Origin of the sequence: uncultured Microbacterium sp., assembly GCF_947488465.1 — a bacterium.
GTDB lineage: Bacteria > Actinomycetota > Actinomycetes > Actinomycetales > Microbacteriaceae > Microbacterium.
Window position 1 is genome coordinate 37,489 of record NZ_CANKZA010000005.1, and the last position, 25,045, is coordinate 62,533.

General features: G+C 68.9%; 24 protein-coding genes, 1 pseudogene and 1 riboswitch. Of the genes and pseudogenes, 7 read left to right on the plus strand and 18 right to left on the minus strand.

Annotated features, from left to right (window positions below):
- Positions 1-189 precede the first annotated feature (189 nt).
- Positions 190-1,641 (minus strand): L,D-transpeptidase family protein, encoded by a 1,452-nt coding sequence (locus tag Q0653_RS11400; RefSeq protein WP_298944674.1) that lies wholly within the window; start codon positions 1,639-1,641, stop codon positions 190-192.
- Positions 1,642-1,836: 195 nt separating this feature from the next.
- Between Q0653_RS11400 and Q0653_RS11405 the strand changes: the two genes are divergently transcribed.
- The 3 genes from Q0653_RS11405 to Q0653_RS11415 all read left to right on the plus strand — a co-directional run bounded on the left by Q0653_RS11405 (position 1,837) and on the right by Q0653_RS11415 (position 4,510).
- Positions 1,837-3,012, plus strand: coding sequence for an ROK family transcriptional regulator (locus Q0653_RS11405; protein WP_298944675.1), 1,176 nt, complete (start codon positions 1,837-1,839; stop codon positions 3,010-3,012).
- Positions 3,013-3,282: 270 nt separating this feature from the next.
- Positions 3,283-3,738, plus strand: a complete 456-nt coding sequence (locus Q0653_RS11410) for a hypothetical protein (RefSeq protein WP_298944845.1) — start codon at positions 3,283-3,285, stop codon at positions 3,736-3,738.
- Entirely contained in the window at positions 3,731-4,510 is a 780-nt protein-coding gene (locus Q0653_RS11415; RefSeq protein ID WP_298744419.1) for a glucosamine-6-phosphate deaminase, read from the plus strand. The genes Q0653_RS11410 and Q0653_RS11415 overlap by 8 nt, the downstream gene beginning before the upstream one ends.
- 391 nt (positions 4,511-4,901) lie before the next feature.
- On the opposite strand, the gene Q0653_RS11420 is transcribed toward Q0653_RS11415, so the two are convergent.
- From Q0653_RS11420 to Q0653_RS11435, 4 genes are read right to left on the minus strand one after another with little or no spacing between them, the layout of a single operon-like run.
- A complete protein-coding gene (locus Q0653_RS11420; RefSeq protein ID WP_298944676.1) occupies positions 4,902-6,278 on the minus strand; it encodes an FAD-linked oxidase C-terminal domain-containing protein in 1,377 nt (458 codons plus the stop codon).
- Positions 6,275-6,670, minus strand: a complete 396-nt coding sequence (locus Q0653_RS11425) for a YrdB family protein (protein ID WP_298944677.1) — start codon at positions 6,668-6,670, stop codon at positions 6,275-6,277. Before Q0653_RS11425 ends, Q0653_RS11420 begins: the two co-directional genes overlap by 4 nt.
- Positions 6,671-6,693: 23 nt before the next feature.
- Positions 6,694-7,836, minus strand: coding sequence for an N-acetylglucosamine-6-phosphate deacetylase (gene nagA / locus Q0653_RS11430; RefSeq protein ID WP_298944678.1), 1,143 nt, complete (start codon positions 7,834-7,836; stop codon positions 6,694-6,696).
- Entirely contained in the window at positions 7,833-8,852 is a 1,020-nt protein-coding gene (locus tag Q0653_RS11435; RefSeq protein ID WP_298944679.1) for a family 20 glycosylhydrolase, read from the minus strand. Before Q0653_RS11435 ends, nagA begins: the two co-directional genes overlap by 4 nt.
- Positions 8,853-8,928: 76 nt before the next feature.
- Positions 8,929-9,013: riboswitch (ZMP/ZTP riboswitch) on the plus strand.
- A gap of 54 nt (positions 9,014-9,067) precedes the next feature.
- Here Q0653_RS11435 and glyA point away from each other — a divergent pair.
- Both glyA and Q0653_RS11445 read left to right on the plus strand, forming a co-directional pair.
- Positions 9,068-10,342 carry a serine hydroxymethyltransferase gene (gene glyA / locus Q0653_RS11440; RefSeq protein WP_298944680.1) on the plus strand — a complete coding sequence of 425 codons (1,275 nt, stop codon included), beginning with the start codon at positions 9,068-9,070 and terminating at the stop codon, positions 10,340-10,342.
- Positions 10,343-10,489: 147 nt separating this feature from the next.
- Complete coding sequence (locus tag Q0653_RS11445) at positions 10,490-11,371, plus strand: bifunctional methylenetetrahydrofolate dehydrogenase/methenyltetrahydrofolate cyclohydrolase (RefSeq protein WP_298944681.1); 882 nt, start codon at positions 10,490-10,492, stop codon at positions 11,369-11,371.
- A 3-nt stretch (positions 11,372-11,374) separates the two neighbouring features.
- On the opposite strand, the gene Q0653_RS11450 is transcribed toward Q0653_RS11445, so the two are convergent.
- The 11 genes and pseudogenes from Q0653_RS11450 to Q0653_RS11500 form a co-directional block, all read right to left on the minus strand.
- A complete protein-coding gene (locus Q0653_RS11450; RefSeq protein ID WP_298944682.1) occupies positions 11,375-12,025 on the minus strand; it encodes an NAD(P)H-dependent oxidoreductase in 651 nt (216 codons plus the stop codon).
- Between the two features lie 234 nt (positions 12,026-12,259).
- A complete protein-coding gene (locus Q0653_RS11455) occupies positions 12,260-12,994 on the minus strand; it encodes an amino acid ABC transporter ATP-binding protein (protein ID WP_298944683.1) in 735 nt (244 codons plus the stop codon).
- Positions 12,991-13,836, minus strand: coding sequence for an amino acid ABC transporter permease (locus tag Q0653_RS11460; RefSeq protein ID WP_298944684.1), 846 nt, complete (start codon positions 13,834-13,836; stop codon positions 12,991-12,993). Before Q0653_RS11460 ends, Q0653_RS11455 begins: the two co-directional genes overlap by 4 nt.
- A gap of 40 nt (positions 13,837-13,876) precedes the next feature.
- Positions 13,877-14,722: an ABC transporter substrate-binding protein gene (locus tag Q0653_RS11465; protein WP_298744439.1), complete on the minus strand. Its 846-nt coding sequence runs from the start codon at positions 14,720-14,722 to the stop codon at positions 13,877-13,879.
- A gap of 110 nt (positions 14,723-14,832) precedes the next feature.
- On the minus strand, positions 14,833-15,390 hold the full coding sequence (locus Q0653_RS11470; RefSeq protein WP_298944685.1) for a hypothetical protein: 558 nt from the start codon (positions 15,388-15,390) through the stop codon (positions 14,833-14,835).
- Positions 15,391-15,451: 61 nt separating this feature from the next.
- Positions 15,452-16,075 (minus strand): ABC transporter permease, encoded by a 624-nt coding sequence (locus Q0653_RS11475; RefSeq protein WP_366521997.1) that lies wholly within the window; start codon positions 16,073-16,075, stop codon positions 15,452-15,454.
- A gap of 55 nt (positions 16,076-16,130) precedes the next feature.
- Positions 16,131-16,928, minus strand: coding sequence for a transglutaminase family protein (locus tag Q0653_RS11480; RefSeq protein ID WP_298944686.1), 798 nt, complete (start codon positions 16,926-16,928; stop codon positions 16,131-16,133).
- Between the two features lie 79 nt (positions 16,929-17,007).
- Positions 17,008-17,916 (minus strand): hypothetical protein, encoded by a 909-nt coding sequence (locus Q0653_RS11485; RefSeq protein WP_298944687.1) that lies wholly within the window; start codon positions 17,914-17,916, stop codon positions 17,008-17,010.
- Between the two features lie 184 nt (positions 17,917-18,100).
- A pseudogene (locus Q0653_RS11490) lies at positions 18,101-18,931 on the minus strand (cation:proton antiporter); the annotation flags it as partial.
- Positions 18,885-20,327, minus strand: coding sequence for an XRE family transcriptional regulator (locus Q0653_RS11495; RefSeq protein WP_298744447.1), 1,443 nt, complete (start codon positions 20,325-20,327; stop codon positions 18,885-18,887). The pseudogene Q0653_RS11490 and the gene Q0653_RS11495, both read right to left, overlap by 47 nt.
- Complete coding sequence (locus tag Q0653_RS11500) at positions 20,324-20,455, minus strand: hypothetical protein (RefSeq protein ID WP_298744449.1); 132 nt, start codon at positions 20,453-20,455, stop codon at positions 20,324-20,326. The genes Q0653_RS11495 and Q0653_RS11500 overlap by 4 nt, the downstream gene beginning before the upstream one ends.
- On the opposite strand from Q0653_RS11500, the gene Q0653_RS11505 reads away from it, so the two are divergent.
- Both Q0653_RS11505 and Q0653_RS11510 read left to right on the plus strand, forming a co-directional pair.
- A complete protein-coding gene (locus tag Q0653_RS11505) occupies positions 20,448-22,337 on the plus strand; it encodes a phosphoenolpyruvate carboxykinase (GTP) (protein ID WP_298944688.1) in 1,890 nt (629 codons plus the stop codon). The two genes, Q0653_RS11500 and Q0653_RS11505, sit on opposite strands and share 8 nt — an antisense overlap.
- Before the next feature lie 124 nt (positions 22,338-22,461).
- On the plus strand, positions 22,462-22,659 hold the full coding sequence (locus Q0653_RS11510; RefSeq protein WP_298944689.1) for a CsbD family protein: 198 nt from the start codon (positions 22,462-22,464) through the stop codon (positions 22,657-22,659).
- A gap of 75 nt (positions 22,660-22,734) precedes the next feature.
- Here Q0653_RS11510 and Q0653_RS11515 read toward each other — a convergent pair whose 3' ends face one another.
- Positions 22,735-24,636 (minus strand): ABC transporter ATP-binding protein, encoded by a 1,902-nt coding sequence (locus Q0653_RS11515; RefSeq protein ID WP_298944690.1) that lies wholly within the window; start codon positions 24,634-24,636, stop codon positions 22,735-22,737.
- 56 nt (positions 24,637-24,692) lie between these two features.
- The gene (locus Q0653_RS11520) at positions 24,693-25,043 is read right to left on the minus strand and encodes a Fe-S protein (protein ID WP_298944691.1); all 351 of its coding nucleotides are present in this window, start codon (positions 25,041-25,043) and stop codon (positions 24,693-24,695) included.
- Positions 25,044-25,045: the final 2 nt, after the last annotated feature.

The window sequence follows — 25,045 nt, forward strand, 5'->3', positions numbered from 1 at the left end:
CGCGCGGCAGGTAGCGCCTGCAGTCACCGTCCACCTCCGTGAGACTGCGTGTGTGTCCGCTTTTCGCTGGGATGCCGTGACACACGCGCGGTTTCGCGAGACGAGTAGGGGCCCGGGAACTGTGGCACCGCTTCGGGGATGGCCGCGCCAGTCGTCCAACGTCAGCGACGCGGCGTCAGTGGCCTCGTGTCAGCCGTGGATCCAGACGTCGGTGCCCTGCGGCGCCCACGCGTAGATCTGCTCGGCGCGCGAGTTCGGCATGCCCACGCACCCGGCACTCTTGCGGGTGCCCCAGGCGCTGTGCCAGTACACGCCGTGGAAGGCTTGGTCGCCGTTGAAGTACATGGCCCAGCGCACATCGGGCTGCTCGTACTCCACGCCCGAGTCGAGCGCCGTTCCGCGCATCGTCTGGACGGGAGTCTTCCAGCCGATCTGGTACCGACCGAACTCGGTGTCGGCGCCGACGCGACCGCTCGAGATCAACCACGAGTCGACCACGACGCCATTCTCCTTGAGGTACAGGCGCTGCTCTCCCACGTCCACTTCGAGCAGACGTGCAAGGGTCGTGGTCGTCGCGGCGGTGACCTCCACGGGAAGGGCGTACACGCCGTTGCCGGAAGCCAGCTGCGCGGCAAAGTCGTTCGCGATGGACGAGGTGTCGCCGAGGACACGGCCATCCTGACTCGCGAGACTCGTCGAGAGCACCGTGTTGTCGGAGTTCACGACAGCGGTCCCGTTGACCGGCTCGCGGTTCACCGCGGCGGGCAGAGTGTCGACGGTGGACTGGATCTGGGCGGCATCCGCCGTGATCGAGAACGCACCGGTCTCGTCGGACGTGATCGTCAGCCAGCTCGCAGCCGTGGCGGCGTCGACCGGAACGGTGCGTTCGTCGCCGACATAGAAGCCGATCGTTCCGAGGAGCGCGTTTGCGTTGTCGGCGACGGCCTGTGCTGCCTCCGTTGTGGCTGCGGCCGCCACGGGGGCGGGTTCGGTGGCGACGACGGAAGCGAGCGCACCCGTGGAGAACCCGGCGGCGAGTGCCGACGACACCGCGTCGACATCGATGCCGGTGCCGTCGACCGCCGGAGTCACGGTGAACTGCCCATCGGTGAAGACGACGGTTGCGGGAGTCGGGTCGCTGTATGCGGTGGGGAGAGCGTCGCGTAGTGCAGCGCTCGCCGTACCCGGCTCGAGCGCGATCTCGGCCTCGAGCGGTTCGCCGAACCACTGCGGGACGTTCCAGAGCGGGCGATCCGCGAACGCGCTGGCGGCGAGGCCCGCGGCATCCACGCTCGCACCGAGGTCTCCACCGGTCACGGTGGGGCCGCCCTCGCCGAGGGTCACGGTCGTCTCTGCCAGGCGCTGCCCGATGGCGTCGGTGGCGGCGCCTTCGGTCATGAATCCGACCGGGACGCCGGCGACGGACGTTCCCGGGGCGATGAGAACCATGGATGCCGCGGCGGCGCCGCCGGCGACGGCGAGCGCAGGGATGCCGATCCAGAGCCACAGTCGACGCTTCCTGGGGGTGACCGCTTCCGCAGGGGCCCACTCGAGAGGAGCGGCGTCGGTTGCTGACGTCGTGTTGGTCACCATTGTCGGCGCCGTGTCGTCAGCCTCATTCTTTGTGGCCAGATCGGTCACTTCTCACCCCCGGATTGGCGCATTTGCGCTCCTCCATGGTACGCGATGGCGGCTGAACGCAAGATCGACGCAGTTCCTGCCGTTGTCGAGCGCGGCGGGACGAAGGATCACACGAATGTAACAGTTTTGTAAACGCTCCTCGCAAATTAGGAAAAGCACTTGTGTCCTCCTGGTTCGTAAGGTCTACTAACAAACATGTCCGAGCTCGAAACATCCCGCGTACCTCCCGTCGCTCCGCTCGCCGGTCGCTCCTTCGGTGCCGGACGGTCGTTGCGTCACGCGCGCAAGGTGCTGCCCGAGCACGCCCGTGCGCACAACCGCTCGCTCGTGCTGCAGACGCTGTTTCACCAGGGCGCGATGAGTCGCGCCGATCTCGCCCGCGAGACCGGCTTGACCCGCGTGACTATTTCCGACCTCGTGGCCGAGCTCATCATCGACGGCTATGTGGTCGAGCGGGGGACTCGTGAGGCCGCCGGCCCGGGCAAGCCCGCGATCCTCGTCGACCTCGACCGCGACGGTCACCGCATCGTGGGCCTCGACCTGTCCGGCAGCGAGCGGTTCCTCGGCGCGATCCTCACGCTCGACGGTGAAATCGTTGCTCGTCACGATGTGCCTGTTCCGGCGCACAGGGCCGACATCCTCGCGGTCGTGACCGCGTTGGCGAAGGCGCTCGTCGAGGACGCCCACGCCCCGGTCCTCGGGATCGGTGTCGGCAGCCCCGGCGTCGTCAACGACCGCGGAGTCGTCCTCACCGCTCCGAACTTCGGGTGGACGGGAGTCGACCTCGAGGGCGTGCTGCACGCCGAGCTCGGTCTTCCCGTGCTCGTGGCCAACGATGCCAATGCTGCGGTCCTCGCCGAGTACACGTTCGGCGGCGCCGACGACGATGTGCTCCTCGTGCGCGTCGGTCGAGGTGTGGGGTCGGGTCTTCTCACCGGCGGTCAGCCCCTGCGCGGAAGTCGCTTCGCCGCGGGCGAGATCGGCCACGTCACCGTCGGCACCGACGGGGGACCGGTCTGCGTCTGCGGCAAGGTCGGATGCTTGGAAGCCTGGCTGTCGGCGCCCTCTCTCGCGGCGCGACTGGGTGAGCCCGCTGCTGATCGCGACGCGGTTCTGCGCGACGCCGGGGCACGGTTGGGTATTGCCCTCGCGCCGATCGTGGGCGCCCTCGACCTGTCGGAGATCATCCTCTCCGGCCCCGACGAACTTCTCGACGGACCACTCGCCCAGGCGACCGCCCTGACACTGGGCACCCGCACGCTCGCCGAGTTCCACGACGGCGTGCAGGTGCGAATGACGGAGCAAGGCGAGGACATCGTCCTTCGCGGCGCTGCCGTCATGGTCCTGTCAGGACAGCTCGGGGTGTCCTGACACCCATCAATCCCCCCGGATGGGTTACCCCCGGGAACCACCAAGAGAGAAAAAGGAAGACACCATAAACAAGAAGCTCGGAGCAATCGCGCTCCTCGGCGCTTCGGCTGTCGTTCTCGCCGGCTGCTCCACTGGGTCGACGGCGACCGATGGCGGCACGCCCGAACCTGCGGAACTGCGCGTCTGGCTCGTCGGCACCGACACACCGCAGGATGCCCGCGACTACCTCATCGAGACTTTCGAGGAGGAAACCCGGGCTCCACCCTCACGATCGAGGAACAGCAGTGGACCGGTCTCGTCGACAAGCTCACCACCAGTCTGTCCTCCAGCGACAGCCCGGACATCGTGGAGATGGGCAACACGCAGGCGGCAGCATTCACCTCCAGCGGCGCGCTGCCCGTGCGTGACGTGTTCGACGGGGCGGATGCCGGGGACCCGGTCGCGCTGGCCCTCCGGGACGGATTCGCGTTCGGCGTCGTCGCCGCCGTGCGCGTGATCGTGCTGTCCACCGACGTCGAATCCGTGGTGCTGGGGGGAGGCGTCAGCGCCCTCGGCGACCGTATGCTGAGCCGTGTGGTGACCGAACTCGAGGCACGCGCGGCGGCATCCCCGTTCCTACGCTCGCTGCACCTGGCCGACCGGGTCGAACTGCTCCCGCCGGGTTCGCCCGCGGCGGCGCTCCTCCGCGCCGACACCCACGAACAGGAGACCGTTCCTCATGGCTGAAGTCATCATCGTCCCGTCTGCGGCGGCCGCCGGCGTCTTGGTCGCCGACGAGATCGTGAAGCTCGTCACGGCGCGCCCCGACGCGGTGCTGGGGCTTGCGACCGGATCGACGCCGATGCCGGTCTACGAGGCGCTGCGCTCGCGCCTGACCGGGGTCGACGTCTCGCAGGTGCGCGGGTTCGCGCTCGACGAGTACGTCGGCATCGACCCGAACCACCCCGAGAGCTACCGTTCCGTCATCACGAAAGAGGTCGTGGAGCCCCTCGGGCTCGACCCGACTCGCATCCAGACCCCGAACGGCGCGCTCGAGACGATCTCGCACGCCGGTGAGGATTATGAGCGGGCGATCGCGGCGGCCGGCGGCATCGATCTGCAGATCCTCGGGATCGGGACCTCCGGGCACATCGGGTTCAACGAGCCCGGCTCCTCGTTCGCATCGCGCACGCGGGTCAAGACGCTCATCGAGCAGACGCGTGAGGACAACGCGCGCTTCTTCGACTCGGTCGACGACGTGCCGATGCACTGCATCACGCAGGGTCTCGGGACGATCCTGTCGGCGAGGCACCTGTTCCTCCTCGCATTCGGCGAGGGCAAGGCGCGTGCCGTGGCGGGGGCCGTGGAAGGGCCGATCAGCTCGTCGCTGCCGGGCTCGGCCATCCAATTGCACGAGCACGTCACGGTCGTCGTCGACGAGGCCGCCGCTTCGCAGCTCGAGCACGCGGGCTACTACCGCTACGCGTTCGCCAACAAGCCCGCCTGGCAGGGGCTGTAGGGGTCGGATCTGCCGCGCCGCGCGCTGCCGCGCCGTGCGCTGCCGCCGTGCGCTGCCGCCGTGCGCTGCCGCGCTGCGCGCTGCCGTCGCGCTGCCGCGCCGCGAAACCGCGCGTGTGTACGCTTTGCGGCCGGATTCTGTGACACAAGCGCGGTTTCGCGGCCGGGTGGCGAGCGTGTCGGCGCCAAGGGCGCCGCGAAACCGCGCGTGTGTACGCTTTGCGGCTTGATCCTGTGACACACGCGCAGTTTCGCGGCCGGGTGGCGAGCGTGTCGGCGCAAAGGGCGCGCGAGACCGCGCGTGTGTACGCAGAACGGCCGGATTCGGTGACACAAGCGCGGGTTCGCGGCCGAGGCGGCGCGCGCGAGATCGCGGTACCGTCGGCGCAGATCTATCCGTCGGCGCTCTGAGCGAAGACCTTCCCGGGGTTCAGGATGCCGGCCGGATCGAACACGCGAGCGATCTGGCGCTGCAGCTCCCACTGGTCGTCGCCGAGCTCGTCGCGCAGCCATCGGCGCTTCAGGACGCCGATTCCATGCTCACCGGTGAGCGTGCCGCCTAGGCGCAGCGCGGCCCGGAAGAGTTCGTCCGCGGCGGCCCACACGGCATCCGGCACGTCGGGGCCGGTGAACACGAAATTCGGATGCAGGTTGCCGTCGCCGGCATGGCAGACGGTCGGGATGGTGAGTCCATACGCCTGCTCGACGCGAGTGATCTCATCGAACATCTCCGGCAGGGCGCTCCGCGGCACCGAGACATCTTCGATGAGCGTCGTGCCGAGCGTCTCCATCGCGGGATGCATCGAGCGCCGCACGCGCCACAACTGCTTGGCCTCGGCATCGTCGGCGGCGATCCGCACTGTTCCGCCGGCGCCCCCGAGAACGGCGGCGATCTCCTCCGCTTCGGCGCTCGCCGCCGGACCATCGGTCTGCACGATCAGCTGGGTCGTGCCGGGACTCGGTGGCGGCAACGTGAGAAGCGCGTGCACGGCCGCGAGGGATGCGGCATCCATCAGCTCCATGATCGCCGGCTGCACGCCCGACGCGGTCACGGCGGCCGACGCGACCGCAGCGTCGCGCACGCCCGGAAACATGGCAGTGAGCGTGCGCGTCTCGCCCGGCACACGGCGGCGGAGCTTCAGGGTCGCGCCGACGATGACCCCGAGCGTTCCCTCCGAGCCGATCAGCAGGGCCGTGAGGTCGAGTCCCGTCACGCCTTTCACGCTTCGATGCCCGAGCCGTAACAGCCGGCCGTCGGCGAGGACGACATCGAGAGCGAGGACGGAGTCACGCACGACGCCGTACTTGGCGCACAGCAGTCCACCGGCGCCGGTGGCGATGTTGCCGCCCACCGTCGAGATCTCGCGGCTCGCGGGGTCGGGTGGCCACCACAGTCCCTGGGCGTCAAGGGCGCGGTCGAGGTCCGCGTTCAGGATGCCGGGTTCCACGACGGCGAGGAGGTCGTCGGGGCGCACTTCGAGGATCCGGTCCATCGACCGCACCGACAGGGCGATCTCGCCCGTGCCCGCGTTCGCGCTGCCGGCGAGGCCGGTCGCGCCTCCTCGGGTGACGACGGGAGTTCGGGTGGCCGAGGCGATCCGCAGCGTCGCCTGGACATCCTCGACCGATGCCGCGTGCACGACGGCGAGGGGTGTTCCCTCAGCCGCGTGGCCGGATTTGTCGGCGCGGGCGTGTTCCCGCGAGGCGGCGGAGGTGTCGACGCGATCGCCCAGCGCGTGGCGCAGAAGGGCGACGACGTCGGCGCTCATGCGAGCCGGCGACGCCCGGAGATGAGACCCACCGTGACCGCGACGACCGCGAAGGCGAGGCCGATCCAGGGCGAACCGCTCGTCCACCAGACGATCGTCGCCGAGGCGTAGACGAGCAGTTCGACGAACGCGCGCACGAACGGATGCACGGCGAACACGGCGCGCGGCGAGACGAACAAGGCCCACAGCAGAATCGCCAGCACCGGGGCGGCGATGCCGACGGCGATGTTCCAGGGGAACGGCCAGGCGGTGAAGCCCCAGACTGCGAGCGTGCCGAAGGCGAACAGCTCGCACAGGAAAGCGACGATCGCGACGGCATCGAGCGGCGGCCGGGTGCCCGCGGGGAGCGGCTCGGCCGGCTTCTCGGGGCGAACAGTGGGGAGATCGGCCATGCGCCCAGTTTACGCGGCGTGGATCAACCGACGCGCCGGATGCCGTCCACCCAGACGTCGCGGACGTGCAACCCGTCATCCCACCGGATCGCGTCGGCGGCGGCGCCCACACGCAGCGATCCGTACCGGTCGTCCAGACCCAGCGCGCGCGCGGGCACCCCGGTGGCCGCGGCGACCGCATCGGGAAGAGGGATGCCGCACTCCACCGCGAGCCGGAGCGCGGCATCCTGCGTCAGCGTCGACCCGGCGATCGCGCCGTCGGCATCCAGGCGCGCGGTACCGTCCTGCACGGTCACCGCGAGGCCGCCCAGTTCGTAGTGTCCCTCGGGGGCGCCGGCGGCGGCCATCGCATCGGTGATGAGCGCGATCCGTCCGGGCGCCCCGGCGAAGGCGAGCGCGATGACGTCCGGGTGCACGTGGATGCCGTCGGCGATCAGCTCGAGCGTGACGCGGGGATCCTGCATCGCGACCAGGACCGGGCCGGGAGAGCGGTGATGTATGCCGGGCATGGCATTGAACGCGTGGGTGAGGAGCGTCGCGCCCGCGGCGAAGGCCGCAGCGGCTTGATCGCGCGTCGCATTCGTGTGCCCCACGGCGACCGCAACCCCGCCTGCGACGAACTGGGCGACGGCGGCAAGCCCTCCGGGAAGCTCCGGAGCGAGCGTTACTTGACGGATGCTGCCGCGCCCGGCGTCGAGCAGCCGGTCGACGGATGCGGCATCCGGAGCACGCAGCAGACCCTCGGTGTGCGCACCTTTGTGACCGGGGTCGAGGAACGGGCCTTCCAGATGCGACCCGAGGATCGTGACGTCGCGCTCGGCGAGGTCGGCGATCACGGCCACGCGGGCGACAAGATCCTCGACCGAGGCGGTGACGAGGGAGAGCACGGCGCGCGTCGTGCCGTGCGCGAGGTGCACGGCACGCGCGGTGCGGATCGCCTCCACGCCGTCGTCGTAGGAGGCGCCTCCACCGCCGTGGCCGTGGATGTCGATGAGGCCCGGGCTCAGCACATCGCCCCCCGCGTCGACGACCGCCGCCGCGGTGATCTCGCGCCACCCGGCGCCCGTGCCCCGCGCGCTGACGACACCGTTGGCGAACGATACCCATGCATCCGTCGTGATCTGTCCCTCATCGACGAGCCGCGCCGAGTGGATGACCACGCTCATGCGGGTTCGCCCTCGGCGACGGGGGTGAACGAAATGCCGAGCCGTGTCCAGAGTGGCTCGAGTGCTGCGACGCGCGTGCGGAACGACTCCCAGGTGCGTTCCGGCGTCGCCCCGAAGGGTGCGGACCATCCCGCCTCGGCCGCCGCCGCGATCCGCGGGAACGCCAACGCATCGATGTCGGCGAGGTCCCGCACGGTCTCGGTCCACAGCGGAGCCTCGACGCCGAGGATCTCCGCGTCGCCGATCCCATCGATCACTGTCGCTGGGTCCCATTCGTACGCGCGACGGAGGCTCGTCGGGCCGTTCGCCCAGGTGAGCCCGAGGGGACTGGCCGCATCGAACTTCATGTCGAGGTAGATCGCATCGGCGGGGGAGAGGATGATGCGGCCGCCGCCGGCGACGAATCGCCGCGTCTTGTCGTCCATGCCGTCGGTCGGCGACACGAAGCCCCAGTACTGACCGATGGTTCCGGGCGCGAGGCCGTCCGCCGCGCCCGCCTCGTGCCAGGCGATCGGGGTTCTGCCCGTGGCGACGACGAGCGCCGAGGCGCGCGCGACGAACTCCGCGAAGTCGGCCGGGTCGGTGCCGAGGGCTTCATCCCCGCCGAAGTGCAGATATGGCCCGGGCGTCAGAGCCGCGACCTCCGCGAACACATCGCGGAGGAACCGGGGTGCGTCGTCGATACGGACGGCGGGGATCGTCCAGCCGTCGGGGCCCTCTGCGAGGAGTTGGGTGAGGGTCTGGATACCGGCGAAGAGTCCGGCTGCATCCGCGCCCGTCACGGCGACGGATGCCGTACCCACCGCGAGCCGGTACGACCCGGCCGGGCCGCCCGCCTGGACCGACAGGTCGATGGAGCCGCTCGAGGGCGCGGCGGGGAGGGGATCGAGGTGGCGCTGCAACGCCGCGACCGCGGCGGGATCGCCGGTGATCTCAGCCCCGGACCCTATGCGGAACGCTGCCTCCGGCAGGGCGGTCATCGAGGTGGGTGTGGGAACGAGGTGCGGCGCAGTCATGATCACTCCATCATGTCAAGTAAAGGGTCCTAACAAAAGGCCTCAGGAGAGCTTATCGAGCGGGCATCCGATATGCTCGACAGGTCGCAACTGGCGTTGAGGTGGGCCACCACCAGGGAGCGATCGACATGGCATTTCGACCGTTCGCCTGGGTCGGCCGTGGTTTCGATTTGCCGCAGCCATCGAGCGGCGGCACTCAACCACCGGAGGACCCCATGACTGACTCCTACTTCAACGCCCCGCTCGCGGAGGTCGACCCCGAGATCGCCGAGGTCCTCGAGCGCGAGCTCGATCGCCAGCGCGGCTATCTCGAGATGATCGCCTCCGAGAACTTCGTGCCCGTCTCGGTGCTGCAGTCGCAGGGCTCCGTGCTGACCAACAAGTACGCCGAGGGTTACCCGGGCCGTCGTTACTACGGCGGCTGCGAAGAGGTCGATGTTGCCGAGGAGCTCGCGATCTCGCGTGCGAAGGCCCTCTTCGGCGCCGAGTTCGCCAACGTCCAGCCGCACTCGGGCGCCACGGCCAACGCAGCCGTGCTGCACGCGATTGCGCGCCCCGGCGACACGCTGCTCGGGCTCTCGCTCGACCACGGCGGGCACCTGACGCACGGCATGAAGATCAACTTCTCCGGCCGGCTGTACAACATCGTCGCGTACGGCGTCGACCCCGAAACCTCGGTCATCGACATGGACGAGGTCGCCCGCCTCGCCCGCGAGCACCAGCCCAAGGTCATCATCGCCGGATGGTCCGCCTACCCCCGTCAGCTCGACTTCGCGCGCTTCCGCGAGATCGCCGACGAGGTCGGCGCGCTGCTGTGGGTCGACATGGCACACTTTGCCGGGCTCGTGGCCGCCGGCATCCACCCGTCGCCCGTCCCGCACGCGCACGTCGTCTCGTCGACCGTGCACAAGACGATCGGCGGTCCGCGGTCGGGCTTCATCCTGACGAACGACGCCGACCTCGCCAAGAAGATCAACACCGCCGTCTTCCCGGGTCAGCAGGGCGGTCCGCTGATGCACGTCATCGCTGCGAAGGCGACCGCGTTCAAGCTCGCCGCGACGCCCGAATTCAAGGAGCGTCAGGAGCGCGTCGTCCGCGGCGCTGCCCTTCTCGCCGAGCGCTTGACGCAGCAGGACGTGAAGGATGCCGGCATCGCCGTCCGCTCCGGCGGCACCGACGTGCACCTCGTGCTCGTCGACCTCCGCGACGCGGCGATCGACGGCAAGCAGGCTGAAGACCTGCTGCACGAGATCCACATCACGGTCAACCGCAACGCCGTGCCCAACGACCCGCGCCCGCCGATGGTGACCTCGGGCCTCCGCATCGGCACGCCCGCGCTCGCAACCCGCGGCTTCGGTGATGCCGAGTTCACCGAGGTGGCCGACATCATCGCGTTGGCGCTTCTGCCCGGCGCCGACGTCGCCGCGCTCCGCGCCCGTGTTGCCGCGCTCGCGGCGGCCTTCCCCCTGTACCCCAACCTCCACCAGTAACCCGGCATCCCCCCCGCGCGGGCAGTCCTGCGCGTCCGCGAGACACGTCTGGTGCACCGAGACACGCGCGGGCATTCAGTGTCTCGGGGCATAAGGGGTGTCTCGCGGTCCGGGGAGCCGGGTGGAGACGACGAACGAGGAGAGAGCATGACTGCTGTCACATTGGATGGGAAGGCCGCGGCGGCCGAGATCAAGGCCGAGCTCGCCGAGCGGATCGCGGCGCTGGCGGCGCGCGGTGTGGTCCCGGGCATCGCGACGGTGCTGGTGGGAGCAGACCCGGCATCCCAGCTCTACGTCGGGATGAAGCACCGCCAGTCCGAGGCGCTCGGGATGAACTCGATCCAGCGCGAGCTACCGGCCGATGCGACGCAGGCGCAGGTCGAGGCGCTGATCGACGAGCTCAACGCCGACCCGACCTGCCACGGCTACATCGTGCAATTGCCGCTGCCGAAGCACATCGACACCGATGCGATCCTCGAGCGGATCGACCCGGCGAAGGATGCCGACGGCCTCCACCCGACCAATCTCGGGCGCCTGGTGCTGAACGTCAACAGCCCGATCGACACCCCGCTGCCCTGCACGCCGCGCGGCGTCATCGAGCTGCTGCTGCGCAACGGCTATGACCTGAAGGGCAAGCACGTCGTCGTTGTCGGCCGTGGCGTCACGATCGGACGCTCGATCGGGCTGCTGCTGACCCGCCGAGAGCTGAACGCGACCGTCACGCTCACGCACACCGGCACGGTGGATGCCGGCCGGTACCTGCGGCAGGCGGACGTCATCGTCGCGGCGGCCGGTGTCGCCCATCTCATCCGCGCCGAGGATGTCAAGCCCGGCGCCGCTGTGCTCGACGTCGGGGTCACCCGCGAGACCGACCCGGAGACGGGGACATCCGTCGTCCGAGGTGACGTCCACCCCGACGTGGCCGAGGTCGCCGGATACCTTTCGCCCAACCCGGGCGGTGTGGGCCCGATGACGGTTGCCCTCCTGCTGACCAACGTGGTCGAGGCCGCAGAGCGCGCCGCGCGCTGACGGTCACGCGGACACGAGGGTGTCCCGCGCCATCGCGGTGACACCCCGAGCGTCTTTCGCGCCGAAGGCGGCCATACGACGCAGCCACCGCTCGCGCGTTGTCGCGGAGCTGTGACGCACCGCGGCGAGGCGAGTCACTCCTCGCACCCGGACGCCGCAGTATTCCAGCGTCGCGGTGCGCAGCGTGCGGATCGCGGCGTCGCGGTACATCCACGCGTTCCACGCGCGGGGGGAGTCCATCGTCATGACGATGCGGGCGGTGCGCCCGGTGAGGAGCTTGTCCCACAGGCTGCCCCGCTCGCGGTAGCGGAACGCGAAGCCCGACAGGAACACGCGATCGATGTACGCCTTCATCGCGGCGGGGTACGCGCCCCACCACTGCGGGAAGAAGAACACGAGATGATCCGCCCACGCGACCCCGGCGACAGAGGCCGCGACGTCATCGGGAAGCGGCACGTCTTCCGAGGTGCGCGGCATCCGCAATTCGCCCCGAATGGCAGGATGCTGCGGGACCGTGTCGCGGGAGAGATCGACGACGCGGACCTCGGCGCCGCCGGTGCGCGCGGCATCGACGTAAGCGGAGGCCAGAGCGTGGGTGAAGCTGTCGGCGATCGGCGAGCCGATGACGACCAGGATGTGCGCGGGCGAGGTCATGAGGATGCGGCTCCGGGGGTGGGTTCCGCGGCGGGCTCGACATCGGAGAGGACCGCCAAGAAGACGAAGTGGTTGAAGCTCACGCCGAACCGCTCTCCTCATACGCGGTCGGCGTAGCTGTCCAGGGCGGCGACCAGTTCGTGCAGCGTGAACGTGATGCGGGTCGTCATCCCCTGAGTAAACCAGTTGACTTAATGAGATGTCACCATGTTGACACGTCAGAAAGTCCCGCGGTCAGGTGGTGAAGCGGGAGAGGAATGCGCGGGTGCGGGGCTCGCGCGGCGCGCCGAACACCTCGGCCGGTGTGCCCTGCTCGAGCACCACGCCCTCATCGAGGAACACCACGCGGTCGGCGACATCGCGGGCGAAGGCCATCTCGTGCGTGGCCATCAGGATGGTCGCGCCCTCGGCGGCGAGGTCGCGCACGAGTTCGAGGACCTCGCCGACGAGTTCCGGATCGAGCGCTGAGGTGATCTCGTCGAGCAGCAGCACCTCAGGGTCGGTGGCGATCGCGCGCACGATCGCGGCCCGTTGCTGTTGGCCACCCGACAGTCGGTCGGGATGCTCGCGGGCGAGCGGGGCCAGGCCGATGCGCTCGAGAAGCGCCATCGCGCGCTCTTCAGCGGCCCGGCGCGGCACGCGATGGACGACCCGCGAGGCGAGAGTCACATTGTCGAGCACGGAGAGGTGCGGAAACAGGTTGTAGCTCTGGAATACGGCGCCCAGGCGCGCGCGCACGCGGTTGCCGTCGACGCGCGGGTCGGAGATGTCCTCTCCGTCCAGCAGGATCTGGCCGTCGTCGATGGGTTCCAGCAGGCCCAGACAGCGCAGCAGCGTGGACTTTCCCGAGCCGGACGCCCCGATGAGGGCGACAACCTGGTGCGTTTCGAGCGAGACCGAGACGCCACGGAGCACATGCTGGGCGCCGAACGACTTCCAGAGGTCCGCCGCGTGCAGAAGCGCGGTCACAGGATCGCCCCCGCCTGCTCGCGCGCGCGCAACTCCGCGGTGTACCAGTCCGTCAGACGCACGGTCGGAATCGCCAGCAGGATGAACAGGATGCCGGCGACCACGTACGGCGTGAAGTTGTAGGTCTGCGATGACTCGATCTTCGCCGCCAGCACCGCATCGACGGCACCGAGGATGGAGATGAGACCGACGTCCTTCTGCATGGCGACGAAGTCGTTCATGAGCGGCGGGGTCATCTTGCGCAGCGCTTGCGGCAACACGACGGTGCGCATCGTCCGTGTATAGCCGAGGCCGAGCGCGCGGGCGGCGAGCGTTTGCGACGGGTGCACCGCCTCGATGCCCGCCCGGATCACTTCCGACACGTAGGCCGAGTAGGTCAGGGTGACCGCGATCGTGCCGAGGACGATCGGATGGATGCGTTCTCCCAGAAGTGTGGGAAGCCCGAAACCGAACAGGTACAGCACGATGATGAACGGCAGACCTCGGAAGATATCGGTATACGCGGCGGCGAGAACGCGCACCGGAAAAAACACCGGCCCGCGGAGGGTGCGCACAAGTGCGAGCGTGAGCGCCGAGACTCCGACCGTGACGACCGACAGCCCGAGCACGGTGAGATTCAGCAGGAACCCCTCCCAGATGCGGGGGAACGAGGCGAGCGCGATCTCGGGATCGAAGAAAGATGCCTGGACTGACGCCCAGCCGGGTGTGTTGATGACGGTCACCCAGACGATCAGGGCGAAGGCGATCGTGGAGGCGATCGCGACCAACACCGAACGTCGAGCTCGCCCGGCGCGGTACGCGCGCCGCTCGAGTTCGAGCTCGCTCGGGGTGTGCACGGTCACGAAACGACGGTACTCGACGAGGCGCTGCAGTGCGCTCCGGTCACTGGAGCAGCGTGACGCCCAGGCCCGCTCCCAGCCACTCGTCGGTGATCGCCTCCAGCGTGCCGTCCGCACGCAGCTCGTCGATCGCCGCGCTGACGCGCTCGGTCAGCGGCGAGTCCTTCGCCAGCACCACACCCCACTCATCGGCCACGCCGCCGACGGGGAGTTCGCCGACGATGTAGGAGTTCTCGATGTACATCGCCGTGGCCAGGAACGCGGTCGGCAGATCGATGACGAACGCGTCGAACTGGTTCGCGTTGAAGGCGGCGACGGCGTCTTCGTTCGACGCGTAGAGCCGGGGTGCGGTGTCGGGCTGGATGACCTCTTCGATCGTCTGCGCACTTGTGGAACCGGCCATGGCGCCGAGGGAGAGTCCCTTGAGCCCCGCGATCGAGTCGACACCGTCGGTCGCCCCACCGGTGATGCCCACGACCGCCTGACTGGCGGCGTAGTAGGGCGACGAGAAATCGACGGCCTGGCGGCGCTCGTCGGTGATCGTGTACTGCTGGATGTTGAAGTCGAAGTTCTTCGGGCCCGGCGCGATCGCGGCTTCGAAGCTCGTACGCACCCACTCGACGTCTTCTGCGGCGAACCCGAGCTTGTCGGCGATGGCGTACGCGATCGCCGCTTCGAATCCTTCGCCGGATGCCGGGTCGTCGCCGATCACGTAGGGTTCGTACGCGATGTCCCCGGTGGCGATGGTGAGCGTGCCCGGCGTGACGAAGTCGTCGGCGGCGGCGGACTCACCGGCGTCCGGGGTCGATCCGGATGCGCAGCTGGCGAGCAGCAGTGCGGTGGCCGCGGCGGCAGCGGCGAAAACGGTGCGCAGGGCAGGACGCGTCATGGACTTCCTTCGGGTGTGGGGGGGGCGGCATCCATCTTCGCCGCTCCCACGCGCATCGGTACGATCCGGCGACGCTTTGTTACGCGGTCGTCACACGCGGATCGTGTGGATCAGCTCTTGCCGAGGTCGTCCAGCATCGTGCGTTGCTCAGCGGTCAGGCCGTCCTGCAGTTCCGCCGCGCCTTCGCGGCCAGCGGCGGTCGGCGTGGGCGCCTCCGCGGTGTTTCCGCGCGCACCGCGGATGCCGGCATCCGCCCGGTCGTAGAGATCGCCCGCTGTGCGCTGGATGCGGTCGTCGACCAGGTCGTAGACGATCCAGGCGATCGCGAGCGCGATCGGCGGGATCACCCAGCCCCAGAACCAGCCTCCGACGCGGACGCCGGAGAAGGTCACCACGAGGATCCAGACGATGAGTTCGACGATGAACACGATGCCGTACTGCACGAGCTTCTCGGCGAGGCCGGTGCGCTGGCCGGCGGACTTCCGTGCAGCGCCGGTGAACGCTTTCGAGATCAGCGGCTTCAGCCACAGGGTCGCCGCCGTGAGGATCACCGATGCCCACAACGCAGCCCAGCCGACACTGACGTTCGGCAACAACAACCCGAGAACGAACAGCACCACGAGGTTGAACACGTACAGCGAGGCGAATCGCACGATCCAGATCTTCATGAGATCACTGTGTCACGGGGCGGGGCCTGCGAGGTAGTTCCCGCGGGGTAGTTCCCTGTTTTCATCCGTCCTTGCGAATCCATCGGAAGGTCATCCGGCAGACGATGAGTCCGATCACGAGCCACGCGACCAGGATCAGCGCGCCCGTCATCAGCGCCCAGGTTCCGCCGGGTTCGCCCGATTCGAAGGATGCCGGCAGAAACGCGGCGCGCATGCCGCTGGCCATCCAGCGCAGCGGGAAGACATTCGCGACCGACTGCAGCCAGCTCGGCAGGATGGAGAAAGTCAGATAGACGCCGGAGATGAACTGCAGCACGAGTGCGATCGGGATGATCACCGCGGTGGCCGAGCGTCCGCTGCGGGGGAGCGCGGAGATGGCGATGCCGAGGACGGCGGATGTCGTGACCCCGAGCGCGAAGACCCAGGCGAACGTCACCCACGACCCGCCATCCGTCGGCAACGGCACCTGGAAAACCAGCGCGGAGATCGCAATGATGAGGGCCGCCTGGAGCGTCGCGGTGACGAACACCTGCCCGAGCTTGCCGATGAAATAGCTGACGACGGGAAGTGGCGTGCCGCCGAGGCGCTTGAGCGTGCCGTCGCTGCGCTCCATCGCGATGTCGACGCCCAGATTCTGCAACCCCGAGAGCAGGATGCCGGCGGCGACCATCGCCGCCAGGTAGATCCGTAGTGCCGGGTGAGGTCTGCGACGTCAACCGCGATGCGTGCGCTCATCCCACTCAACCGATTGTCACGAGCTGATCGAGGTCGTCGGCCGGCAGTGCGTCGGCGACCGCAGTGATCTCGGTGGAGACGAGGTCGGCGCGTCCGCTCAGGACGTTCAGGAACGCGGTGTCGGCGGCATCCCGGCCCGTCGAGATGCGCACAAGGCTCTGACGAGGCGCGAGGGTGGTGGCATCGACGACCCGCCACGCGCCGTCGACCCATGCTTCGGCCACCGCGTGGAAGTCCATCGGCACCAGGCCCGGCGCGTAGACGGCGACGAGGCGTGCCGGCACCCCCGAGGCTCGGAGGAGCGCGACACACAGGTGCGCGTAGTCGCGGCAGACACCCTGCCGGTTCATCAAGGTGCGAGTCGCGCCGTCGGTCGGCAGCGACGAACCGCTGACGTAGCTCAGATGCGTGCCGACCCACGAGGACACCGCGGTGAGGAGCGCTGCCGGTTCGTCGATGCCGGTGAACTCGGCCGCGGCGGTGGGGGCGAGCGAATCCGACTCGGAATAGCGGCTCGGGCGGACATAAACGAGCGGCGCGGCTTCGTCCGTGTCGAGGGGAGCACCGGTGCCATCGATCGTCGCGGAGTACTCGACGACAAGCTCGCCCGGCTGCGCGGTCAGGCGGTGTAGTCGGCCGCCGTGGATGTCGTCGATCTCGCGAACCTCGACCGGGACTCCGGCCACGGTGGCCGTGAGCGTCTCCGTGGTCGGCGTGTACGCGCGGCTGACCGCGATGGCGAAGACCAGATCGGCGGTCTCGGTGATGTTCAGGACGATGCGACTCGTGACGGTGCGCTGCATCGTCCCAGAGTGGCATGCGCGGGGCTTCGCTGGGTGACGTTCACATGAAGTTCCGTGCGTCTGCTGATCCCGTCCGGGATCAGTCGGGGTGTTCGATGCCGCGCAGGCGGAGCTCTTCGAAGTCGAGGTGCGTCTCCACGCGGCGTTCGACGAGGTCATCGATCGTGCCATCACGGCGCATGCGCAGCAGGACATCCCGCTTGCGCTGCAGGAGAGCGAGTTTGAGTCGCGACGCCTCCTCGAACCGGGTGATCGGTGACCGCTGGGTCAGATCGATCCCCGAGCTCGTGGCGAGCATGTGCAGGGTGGATGCCGAAGTCTCGCCGTCGGGCGGCGTCACGACATGGCGGATCGTCCCGGGGGCGGTCAGGGGGCCGGTGTCGGGAGCTGCCGGATCGTCGAGGACGTCCTCGAGCTCGGCGATGCGGTCGTTGTCGTTCGCGGTCTGCCGCGCATAGGCCCGCGCATTGGACAGCTCGAGCAGTTCGTACCCTTCGTGACGTGCACGATCTCGCACGCCGTCACTGATTCCATGCTCGGCGGCAAGGTCATCGATCGCCGCGAGCGCCGCCCCCGAGATCGTGCGCTGGGCGAGTTCGTACTCGTCTTCCTCGACGCCGTCATCACGCAGGCGCGCCCACCGCACCACCGCGGGCAGGAGTGGCCCCTGGACGAGCAGACTCAGCAGGATGACTCCGGCCGTCACGAAGACCACGGCATCCCGACCGGAGAGGTCACCTGCGCCGCCCACCGTCGCCGGCACCGACAGAGCGATGGCGAGCGAGATCGCTCCGCGGAAACCGGCAACCGTGCTCACAACCCGGCCACGTGGGGATCCGGATCGAGATCCGCCTGCAGGACGCGTGAACGGTGCGAAGAGCAGTTGGAACATGTAGCGCACCACCAGCAGCGCGGCCCAGGCGGAGACCGTCACCAGCAGAAGTGCACCGATCTGACGAGGGGGGATCTCGTTCACGACGTACTGCACCTCGAGCCCGATCAGGACGAACAGCGCCCCGTTGAGCAGGTAGACGCCGAACGGCCAGGCGGCGCCCGCCTGCCGGCGGGATGCGGCCGTCGTGATGCGTGGTGATATTGATCACGAGCGCGTTGCGTGAGCGGCGGAGGGCGACGAAAGTCAGCGCCGCCATCGCGATGCCCGCCGCGGCGCCGCCGAGGTAGGAGACGAGCGCGGTGGCGGTAACCGACCACGCCGTCACGCTGTCACCGAGAGCGAGCGAGAGAGCAATCGCGTACAGCACGAGTGCGGTGCCGTCGTTGGTGAGACTTTCGGCTTTCAGCTTCATGAACATGCGCTGGGGAAGCAGGCGCCCGAGCGCGGCGACCGCTGTCGCGTCGGGGGGCGCCACCGCCGCGCCGAGGAGCAGGCCGGTCTGCCACGGCATCCCGAACAGGGTCGCGATCCACGCGACAGCAAAGGCTGAGGCGACGACCAGCAGGGTGCTCATTGGGACGATGTAGCGCAACGACCGGCGGATCGCGCGGAGCGAGGTCGTCAGGCTCTCCCAGAACAGCATGACCGGGAGGAAGAGGAGCAACACGGTTTCGGGCGGAAGCTGGATCTCTCGCAGCTCCGGGAAGAATCCGAGCAAGAGTCCGATGACGACGAGGAGGAGCGGCGTCGCTATTCGCAGGCGCGGCGCAAGCACGGTGCCGACGAGAATGGCGAGGCCCAGTAAGACCGTCACTTCGAGACCCTGCATGGCTTCCTCCTCCCGCCGACGAGACCAGTCTGCGCCCCAGACACAAGGCGCAACCAGGCCCCGGCATTCCCGGTTCCGCGCGCAGCTTGTGCGGTGCGCAGGAGAAACACACCCCCGCGCGCTGCGCCGACCCGGAACGACGGGGGAGTGCCGGAGCGGACAGCGAAAAGATCCTGTACACGGTACGGCGCCGCGAGGCGACTCGGCGCCGTGAGGCGACCCCGCCGCGAGGCTACTCCGCGGCGTGGCGCTCCAGGAAGGCGTAGACCTCGCCGTCATCCACGCCCGGGAAGGCCCCCCGCGGCAGCGGCGAGAACATCTGCTGGTGGACGCGGGCGCTCGGCCAGGCCTTTCCCGCCCATCGTGCTGTCACCTCGGCGGGCGGGCGCCGGCAGCAGGACTCGTCGGGGCAGAGCGAGACCGCGCGCTTCGGCGTCTCGCGGCCGCGGAACCAGCGTGCGTCGTCGAAGGGCACCCCGACGGTGACCGAGAACTCGCCATCGGCGGTGGTGCCCGTCTGCGTCGAGCACCAGAACGTACCGGCGGGCGTGTCGGTGTATTGGTAGTGCTCCGTGGTGCGGTTGTGCTCTTCGAAGGCGGACCGCGCAAGGAAGCGGCGGCAGGCGATCTGTCCTTCCACAGACCCGGTCACATCTTCCGGGAGCGGCAGCCCATCGTTCTCGTACACGCGATTGATCGCGCCGGATCCGTCGACCCGCAGGAAGTGCAGCGGAATATCGAAGTGCTCTGTCAGGAGATTCGTCAGGCGCATGGCGGCGGCCTCGTGAGTGACGCCGAACCCGTCGCGAAAGTCCTCGACCGCGAGGTTGCGGTCTTTCTTGGCCTGGTCGAGAAACGCGATCGATGCCGTCTCGGGCATCAGGCAGCACGCCGCGAAGTAGTTGATCTCGAGGCGTTGCCAGAGGAACTCGGCGTAGTCCGTGGGCGGCTGGTGGCCGAGCAGCCGGTGGGCCATCGCCTGCAGCGCCATCGAGCGCAAGCCGTGTCCGCCCGGAATCGACGCGGGTGGCAGGTAGATGCGGCCGTTCTCGAGATCGGTGACCGACCGCGCCGAATGGGGGAGGTCGCTCACGTAAAGCAGTTCGAAACCGAGCTGCTCGGCCATGACCCCCACGGTGCGGTGCTTGAGCGCGCCCGAGACGTGCCCGGCGGCTGTGAGCTGCTTTTCGGCGAGCTTTTCGATGTCGGGGAGGTAGTTGCGTTGCGCGCGCATGCGCAGGCGTTGCTCGGTATTGGCGCGGCGCGCTTCTTCCGGCGTCGCAATGGCTTCGCGCTCCCGGCGTTCGAGTTCGCGATGGAGACCGAGCACACTCTCGATCGTCTCGTCGCTCATCGTCTTTCCGGCCTTGACGGGGGCGATGCCCAGCCGACGAAACGCCGTACTGGACTGCGCGCGGGCGAGCTCGAGTTCGAGCGCCGCGCGGCGGTTGGGGGGCTCGGGGGAGAGGAGGTCTGTGACGTCGGTCCCTGTCGCGACCGCAATGGCCTGCAGCAAGGAGAGCTTCGGCTCGCGCTTGCCGTTCTCGATCAAGCTCAATTGGCTGCCGGCGACGCCGACGATCGCCCCGAGTTCGTCCAGCGTGTAGCCGTGCGCGAGACGGCGGTGGCGAATCCGGTGCCCGAGCGTCGACAGTTCCACAGCGTTCGGAGTCATTCTTTGATCATACGGAAAGAATCCGAATTCTTGCTGGCCAATTGGTCGATAAAAGTGTGATCAAGGGATCGAGAATCGAAACACCAGCCCGCGCCGACGCCGCGCACGAAGGAGATCGAGATGGCCATCGCCGACATCTTCACCCGCCCGACCCCGACCATCACGACGGGTCAGCGCCCGCCGGCGCCGCGGTACGGGGAGCGCCCGCATCTTGCGGGTGCGGCGATGGCCGAACTCGAGACGTGGGTCGCTGACATCGCCGCGCTGACGCAGCCTTCCCGCATCCACTGGATCGACGGCTCGCGCGCCGAGAACGAAGCGCTCCTGCGCGAACAGGTCGAAGAGGGCAAGCTCATCAAGCTGAACCCCGAGTGGCGCCCCGGCTCGTACCTGGCCCGATCACACCCGAGCGATGTCGCCCGCACCGAGGCCCGAACGTTCATCGCCTCCGAGAACGAGGCGGATGCGGGGCCGACCAACAACTGGATCGCTCCGGCCGAGATCCGCGAGACCCTCACGCCACTCTTCCGCGGCTCGATGCACGGCCGCACGATGTACGTCGTGCCGTTCTCGATGGGGCCGGTCGGCGGACCGCTCTCGCACATCGGCGTACAGGTCACCGACTCGGCCTATGCTGTCACCTCGATCGGGATCATGACGCGCGTCGGCACCGAGGTGCTCGAGCAGATTGCCGCCGGCAAACCCTGGGTCAAGACCGTCCATTCCGTCGGTGCCCCGCTCGCACCGGGCGAGCAGGATGTGGCCTGGCCGTGCAACGACGAGAAGTACATCGTGCATTTCCCCGACACGCTCGAGGTCTTCTCGTTCGGGTCGGGTTACGGCGGCAACGCGATCCTCGCGAAGAAGTGCTTCGCCCTGCGGATCGCCTCCGTGATCGGCCGCGACGAAGGCTGGCTCGCCGAGCACATGCTGCTCATCCGCGTGATCGACCCGAAGGGCAAGGCCTACCATTTGGCGGCCGCGTTCCCGTCGGCATGCGGCAAGACGAATCTCGCGATGCTGCGTCCCACGATCCCCGGTTGGCGCGTGGAGACCCTCGGAGACGACATCGCCTGGCTCCGTCCCGGCGACGACGGCCGCCTCTACGCCATCAACCCGGAAGCCGGGTTCTTCGGCGTCGCACCGGGCACGGGGCAGTCCACCAACGTCGCCGCCGTCGAGACGCTGTGGGGCAACACGATCTTCACGAACGTCGCCCTCCGCCCCGATGGCGACGTGTGGTGGGAAGGGCTGACCGACGACATCCCCGCCGAACTCACCGACTGGGAAGGGAACGCCTGGACCCCGGCATCCGGTCGCCCCGCCGCGCATCCCAACTCGCGCTTCACCGTCGCCGCCGCGCAGTGCCCCCAGATCGCACCGGACTGGGATGCGGCCGAGGGAGTGCCGTTGGATGCCATTCTCTTCGGTGGCCGCCGTGCCACCAATGTGCCGCTCGTCCTCGAGGCGACCGACTGGACCCACGGGGTCTTCCTCGGCTCGAACATCTCGTCGGAGCGCACGGCCGCCGCTGAGGGAACGGTCGGGGAACTGCGCCGCGACCCGTTCGCGATGCTCCCGTTCTGCGGCTACAACATGGCCGACTACTTCGCGCACTGGCTCGAGGTCGGCCAGAAGCTACGGTTCGATCGCGCGCCGCGCGTGTTCCAGGTGAACTGGTTCCGCAAGGGTGCCGACGGTCGGTTCCTGTGGCCCGGCTTCGGCGACAACGCGCGCGTCATCGACTGGATCATCCGGCGGCTCGACGGCAGCGTGCCCGCCGTCGACAGCCCTCTCGGCCGCTTGCCGCGCACCGAAGACCTCAACCTCGACGGGATCGAGGTGCCGGAGGCGGATCTCGCGGAACTCTTCGCGGTTGACCCGGAATTGTGGTTGCACGAAGCCGACCTCACCGAGGAGTTCTACCGGATCTTCGACGGAAAGGTTCCTGCGGCCCTGTACTCCGAGCTTGCGGCGTTGCGGTACCGACTCAAGCTCGCGCGGGCCTGACCCGCGCCGGGGGGGCGGCGATGCGACTCACACCGTGACGCGCGCGTGGTCGTCGTTGAGGACGGCGCGGGCGGCCACGGCCACGGCGCGGGCGACCTCGTCAGCCCGGCCTCGGGCGACGCCGATGGGCTTGGGAGATGACATCACGAACGGCGCCGAGAACCTCGTCGGCAAGGCGAAGGAAGCCGTCGGCACCATGACCGACAACGACAAGCTCGTCGCGGAGGGCAAGGCCCACCAGGTCAAGGCTCACGCGAAGGACGCGGCATCCGACGTGAAGGATGCCGGCACCGACATCGGGGACGCCCTCACGGGCAAGTGAGCCCGGCCGCTCGAGGCGGCGTAGCGCGGGCGGGAGAGGGGGGATTCCCGTCCGCGTCACGTCGCCTCCCGCCGGCTAAACCAGGAGCTGGTGCGCCGCCAGATCGCGATAGAGCGGGGTCGACTCGATCAACTCGGCGTGCGAGCCCTGGCCGACGACCTCACCCTTGTCGAGGACGACGATCAGGTCGCTGTCCACCACGGTGGAGAGCCTGTGGGCGATCACGATGAGGGTCCGGCCGGCGGCCACGGCATCGATGGCCTCGCGCATCCGCTGCTCATTGAGGCCGTCCAGCGATGACGTCGATTCGTCCAGGAGCAGGATCGGCGGGGCGGCGAGGAGCGCCCGGGCGATCGCGAGGCGCTGGCGCTCGCCGCCGGAGAGCATGACTCCCGCCTCGCCGACCGGAGCCTGAAGCCCCAGCGGATTGCGCGCGAGCACGTCGCCGAGGTTCACGGCGTGCAGCACGGCCTCGCACTCCGCGTCGCTCGCGTCGGGCGATGCGAGGCGCAGGTTCTCCGCGATCGTTCCGGCGAGCGTCGGGGCATCCTGTTCGACGTACCCGAGCTGGGCGCGGAGGTCGGCGCGCGCGAGCGTGCGCACATCCTGCCCTCCGAGGAGGATGGCGCCCGCGGTCGGGTCGTAGAACCGCTCGATGAGCGCGAGCATCGTCGACTTGCCGGCTCCGGACGGGCCGACGAGCGCGACGCGCGCGCCACGCGGAACCCGGAACGACACGCCGCGCAGCACGTCGCCGTGCGCTGCATCCTCCGCGGGCAGGGTGATGGCAGCCGAGTCGACGTGGGCGTCTTCGAGAGCAGCCAAGGCTGCGGTCTCGGCGCTTCGGCGGGCCGCGACGACATGCTCGGGGTAGCGGAAGCGGACGTCCCGGAACTCGAGCGCATCGTCGGTGTCGACGGCCGCGACCGCACCGCGGGCACGGCCGGCGTCACCGTCCTCCTCCGCGGGCAGATCGAGGACCTCCTGGATGCGGCCGAGCGCGCCGAGGGCCTGATTGACCGAGGTGATCGCGCCGAAGAACGATCCAAGCGGCGCCACGAGAAGGAAGAGGAACATCACGAACGTGATGAGGCTGGCGATCGAGATCGCACCCGAGGCGACGCGGAACCCGCCGAGTCCGAGCACGACGAGGAGCGATACCTGCAGGGCGATTCCGGCGATCGGCACGACGAGCGCCGAGACCTTCGCGATCTTGACGCCGATGCCGAAGACATCGGTGGCGACGGTGGTGACCGCCTCCGCTTCGCGCTCGGTCGCCCCGGCAGCACGTACGGTGCGGATCGACCCGATCGCCCGTTCGACGCCGGAGGCGAGCTCGCCCACTTTCTCCTGCTGCTCCTGGGTTGCCTGGCGGATGCGACCGCTGAGCAGGACCACGCCGACGACCGACACCCCGATGACGACGACGATCGCGAGCAGCAGGAGCGGGTCGAGAACGGCCATCGCGATGATCGCACCGACGAACAGCAGCGCGTTTCCCACCGAATCGGCCAGGCCCTGGGTGAGGACGGCGTAGAGAAGTGTGGTGTCGGTGCCGACGCGAGAGACGAGATCGCCGGTGCGGCGCGAGTCGAACTCGCTGATCGGAAGGTGCAGGATACGGGCGATCAGCTTGCGGCGGGACGAGTAGACGACGGCAGTCCCGGTGCGCTGCAGGAGGTAGTGCTGGTAGCCGGTGATGAGCGAACCGCCGACCACGAGCGCGACGATGCCCCAGATCAACAGTCCCAGCGATTGCTCGTTCTGCACCCGCTCGATGACCTGACCGACCAGGACGGGCTGGGCCAGCGTCGCGATCGCGCCGACGATGCTGAGCACGACGATGAGCGCGACGACAGGCTTGTGCTCGAAGACGTAAGGAAGGAGCTGGGTCAGGCTCGCGCGCGGCCCACTCTCGGGTTCCGCGCGGCGACCGCGGCGGCGTGGGGAGGTGGTGGATGTCGGGGCAGAGGACATGGCGGCTTTCTCCAGGAGGGGCGCTTCTATTCTCGCCCGTCCCGCACCGCGCGGGCTCAGCGCCAGAGGACGGCGAGTGCGGCGTTGATGAAGGTCAGGATGCCGACGAGCCAGAACAGGGCCGGGGCGACCGAACCGTTTCTCCGCTGGCGGGCGGTGCCGATGCCGAGCAGGGCGCCGATGGCGAGCAGGATCACGAGCTTCGTGCCGAGCTTGACGTAGTTCAGCTCGTACGAGATTCCCCACGGCGCGGCCAGGGCGATCCCCGCGACGGCGGCGATGACCATGCCCCAGCTCATGATGCGCGTGAACCGGCGCTGGCCGACCGCCTCCACGACCCACGCGCCGAAAAGCACGGCGAAGCCGACGAGGTGGACGAGGACGACGGCGTGCCGGAGGATTTCCATGC

What these genes read in the sequence shown, in the direction of transcription:
- Q0653_RS11495 (WP_298744447.1), bottom strand. Translation starts at nt 20,327, where the DNA reads ATGACTCCGAACGCTGTGGAACTGTCGACGCTCGGGCACCGGATTCGC.
- Q0653_RS11465 (WP_298744439.1), bottom strand. Translation starts at nt 14,722, where the DNA reads ATGACGCGTCCTGCCCTGCGCACCGTTTTCGCCGCTGCCGCCGCGGCC.
- Q0653_RS11515 (WP_298944690.1), bottom strand. Translation starts at nt 24,636, where the DNA reads ATGTCCTCTGCCCCGACATCCACCACCTCCCCACGCCGCCGCGGTCGC.
- Q0653_RS11435 (WP_298944679.1), bottom strand. Translation starts at nt 8,852, where the DNA reads ATGACTGCGCCGCACCTCGTTCCCACACCCACCTCGATGACCGCCCTG.
- Q0653_RS11415 (WP_298744419.1), top strand. Translation starts at nt 3,731, where the DNA reads ATGGCTGAAGTCATCATCGTCCCGTCTGCGGCGGCCGCCGGCGTCTTG.
- glyA (WP_298944680.1), top strand. Translation starts at nt 9,068, where the DNA reads ATGACTGACTCCTACTTCAACGCCCCGCTCGCGGAGGTCGACCCCGAG.
- Q0653_RS11510 (WP_298944689.1), top strand. Translation starts at nt 22,462, where the DNA reads ATGGGCTTGGGAGATGACATCACGAACGGCGCCGAGAACCTCGTCGGC.
- Q0653_RS11425 (WP_298944677.1), bottom strand. Translation starts at nt 6,670, where the DNA reads ATGGCCGATCTCCCCACTGTTCGCCCCGAGAAGCCGGCCGAGCCGCTC.
- Q0653_RS11450 (WP_298944682.1), bottom strand. Translation starts at nt 12,025, where the DNA reads ATGACCTCGCCCGCGCACATCCTGGTCGTCATCGGCTCGCCGATCGCC.
- Q0653_RS11470 (WP_298944685.1), bottom strand. Translation starts at nt 15,390, where the DNA reads ATGAAGATCTGGATCGTGCGATTCGCCTCGCTGTACGTGTTCAACCTC.
- nagA (WP_298944678.1), bottom strand. Translation starts at nt 7,836, where the DNA reads ATGAGCGTGGTCATCCACTCGGCGCGGCTCGTCGATGAGGGACAGATC.
- Q0653_RS11480 (WP_298944686.1), bottom strand. Translation starts at nt 16,928, where the DNA reads ATGCAGCGCACCGTCACGAGTCGCATCGTCCTGAACATCACCGAGACC.
- Q0653_RS11505 (WP_298944688.1), top strand. Translation starts at nt 20,448, where the DNA reads ATGGCCATCGCCGACATCTTCACCCGCCCGACCCCGACCATCACGACG.
- Q0653_RS11500 (WP_298744449.1), bottom strand. Translation starts at nt 20,455, where the DNA reads ATGGCCATCTCGATCTCCTTCGTGCGCGGCGTCGGCGCGGGCTGGTGT.
- Q0653_RS11420 (WP_298944676.1), bottom strand. Translation starts at nt 6,278, where the DNA reads ATGAGCGCCGACGTCGTCGCCCTTCTGCGCCACGCGCTGGGCGATCGC.
- Q0653_RS11445 (WP_298944681.1), top strand. Translation starts at nt 10,490, where the DNA reads ATGACTGCTGTCACATTGGATGGGAAGGCCGCGGCGGCCGAGATCAAG.
- Q0653_RS11520 (WP_298944691.1), bottom strand. Translation starts at nt 25,043, where the DNA reads ATGGAAATCCTCCGGCACGCCGTCGTCCTCGTCCACCTCGTCGGCTTC.
- Q0653_RS11405 (WP_298944675.1), top strand. Translation starts at nt 1,837, where the DNA reads ATGTCCGAGCTCGAAACATCCCGCGTACCTCCCGTCGCTCCGCTCGCC.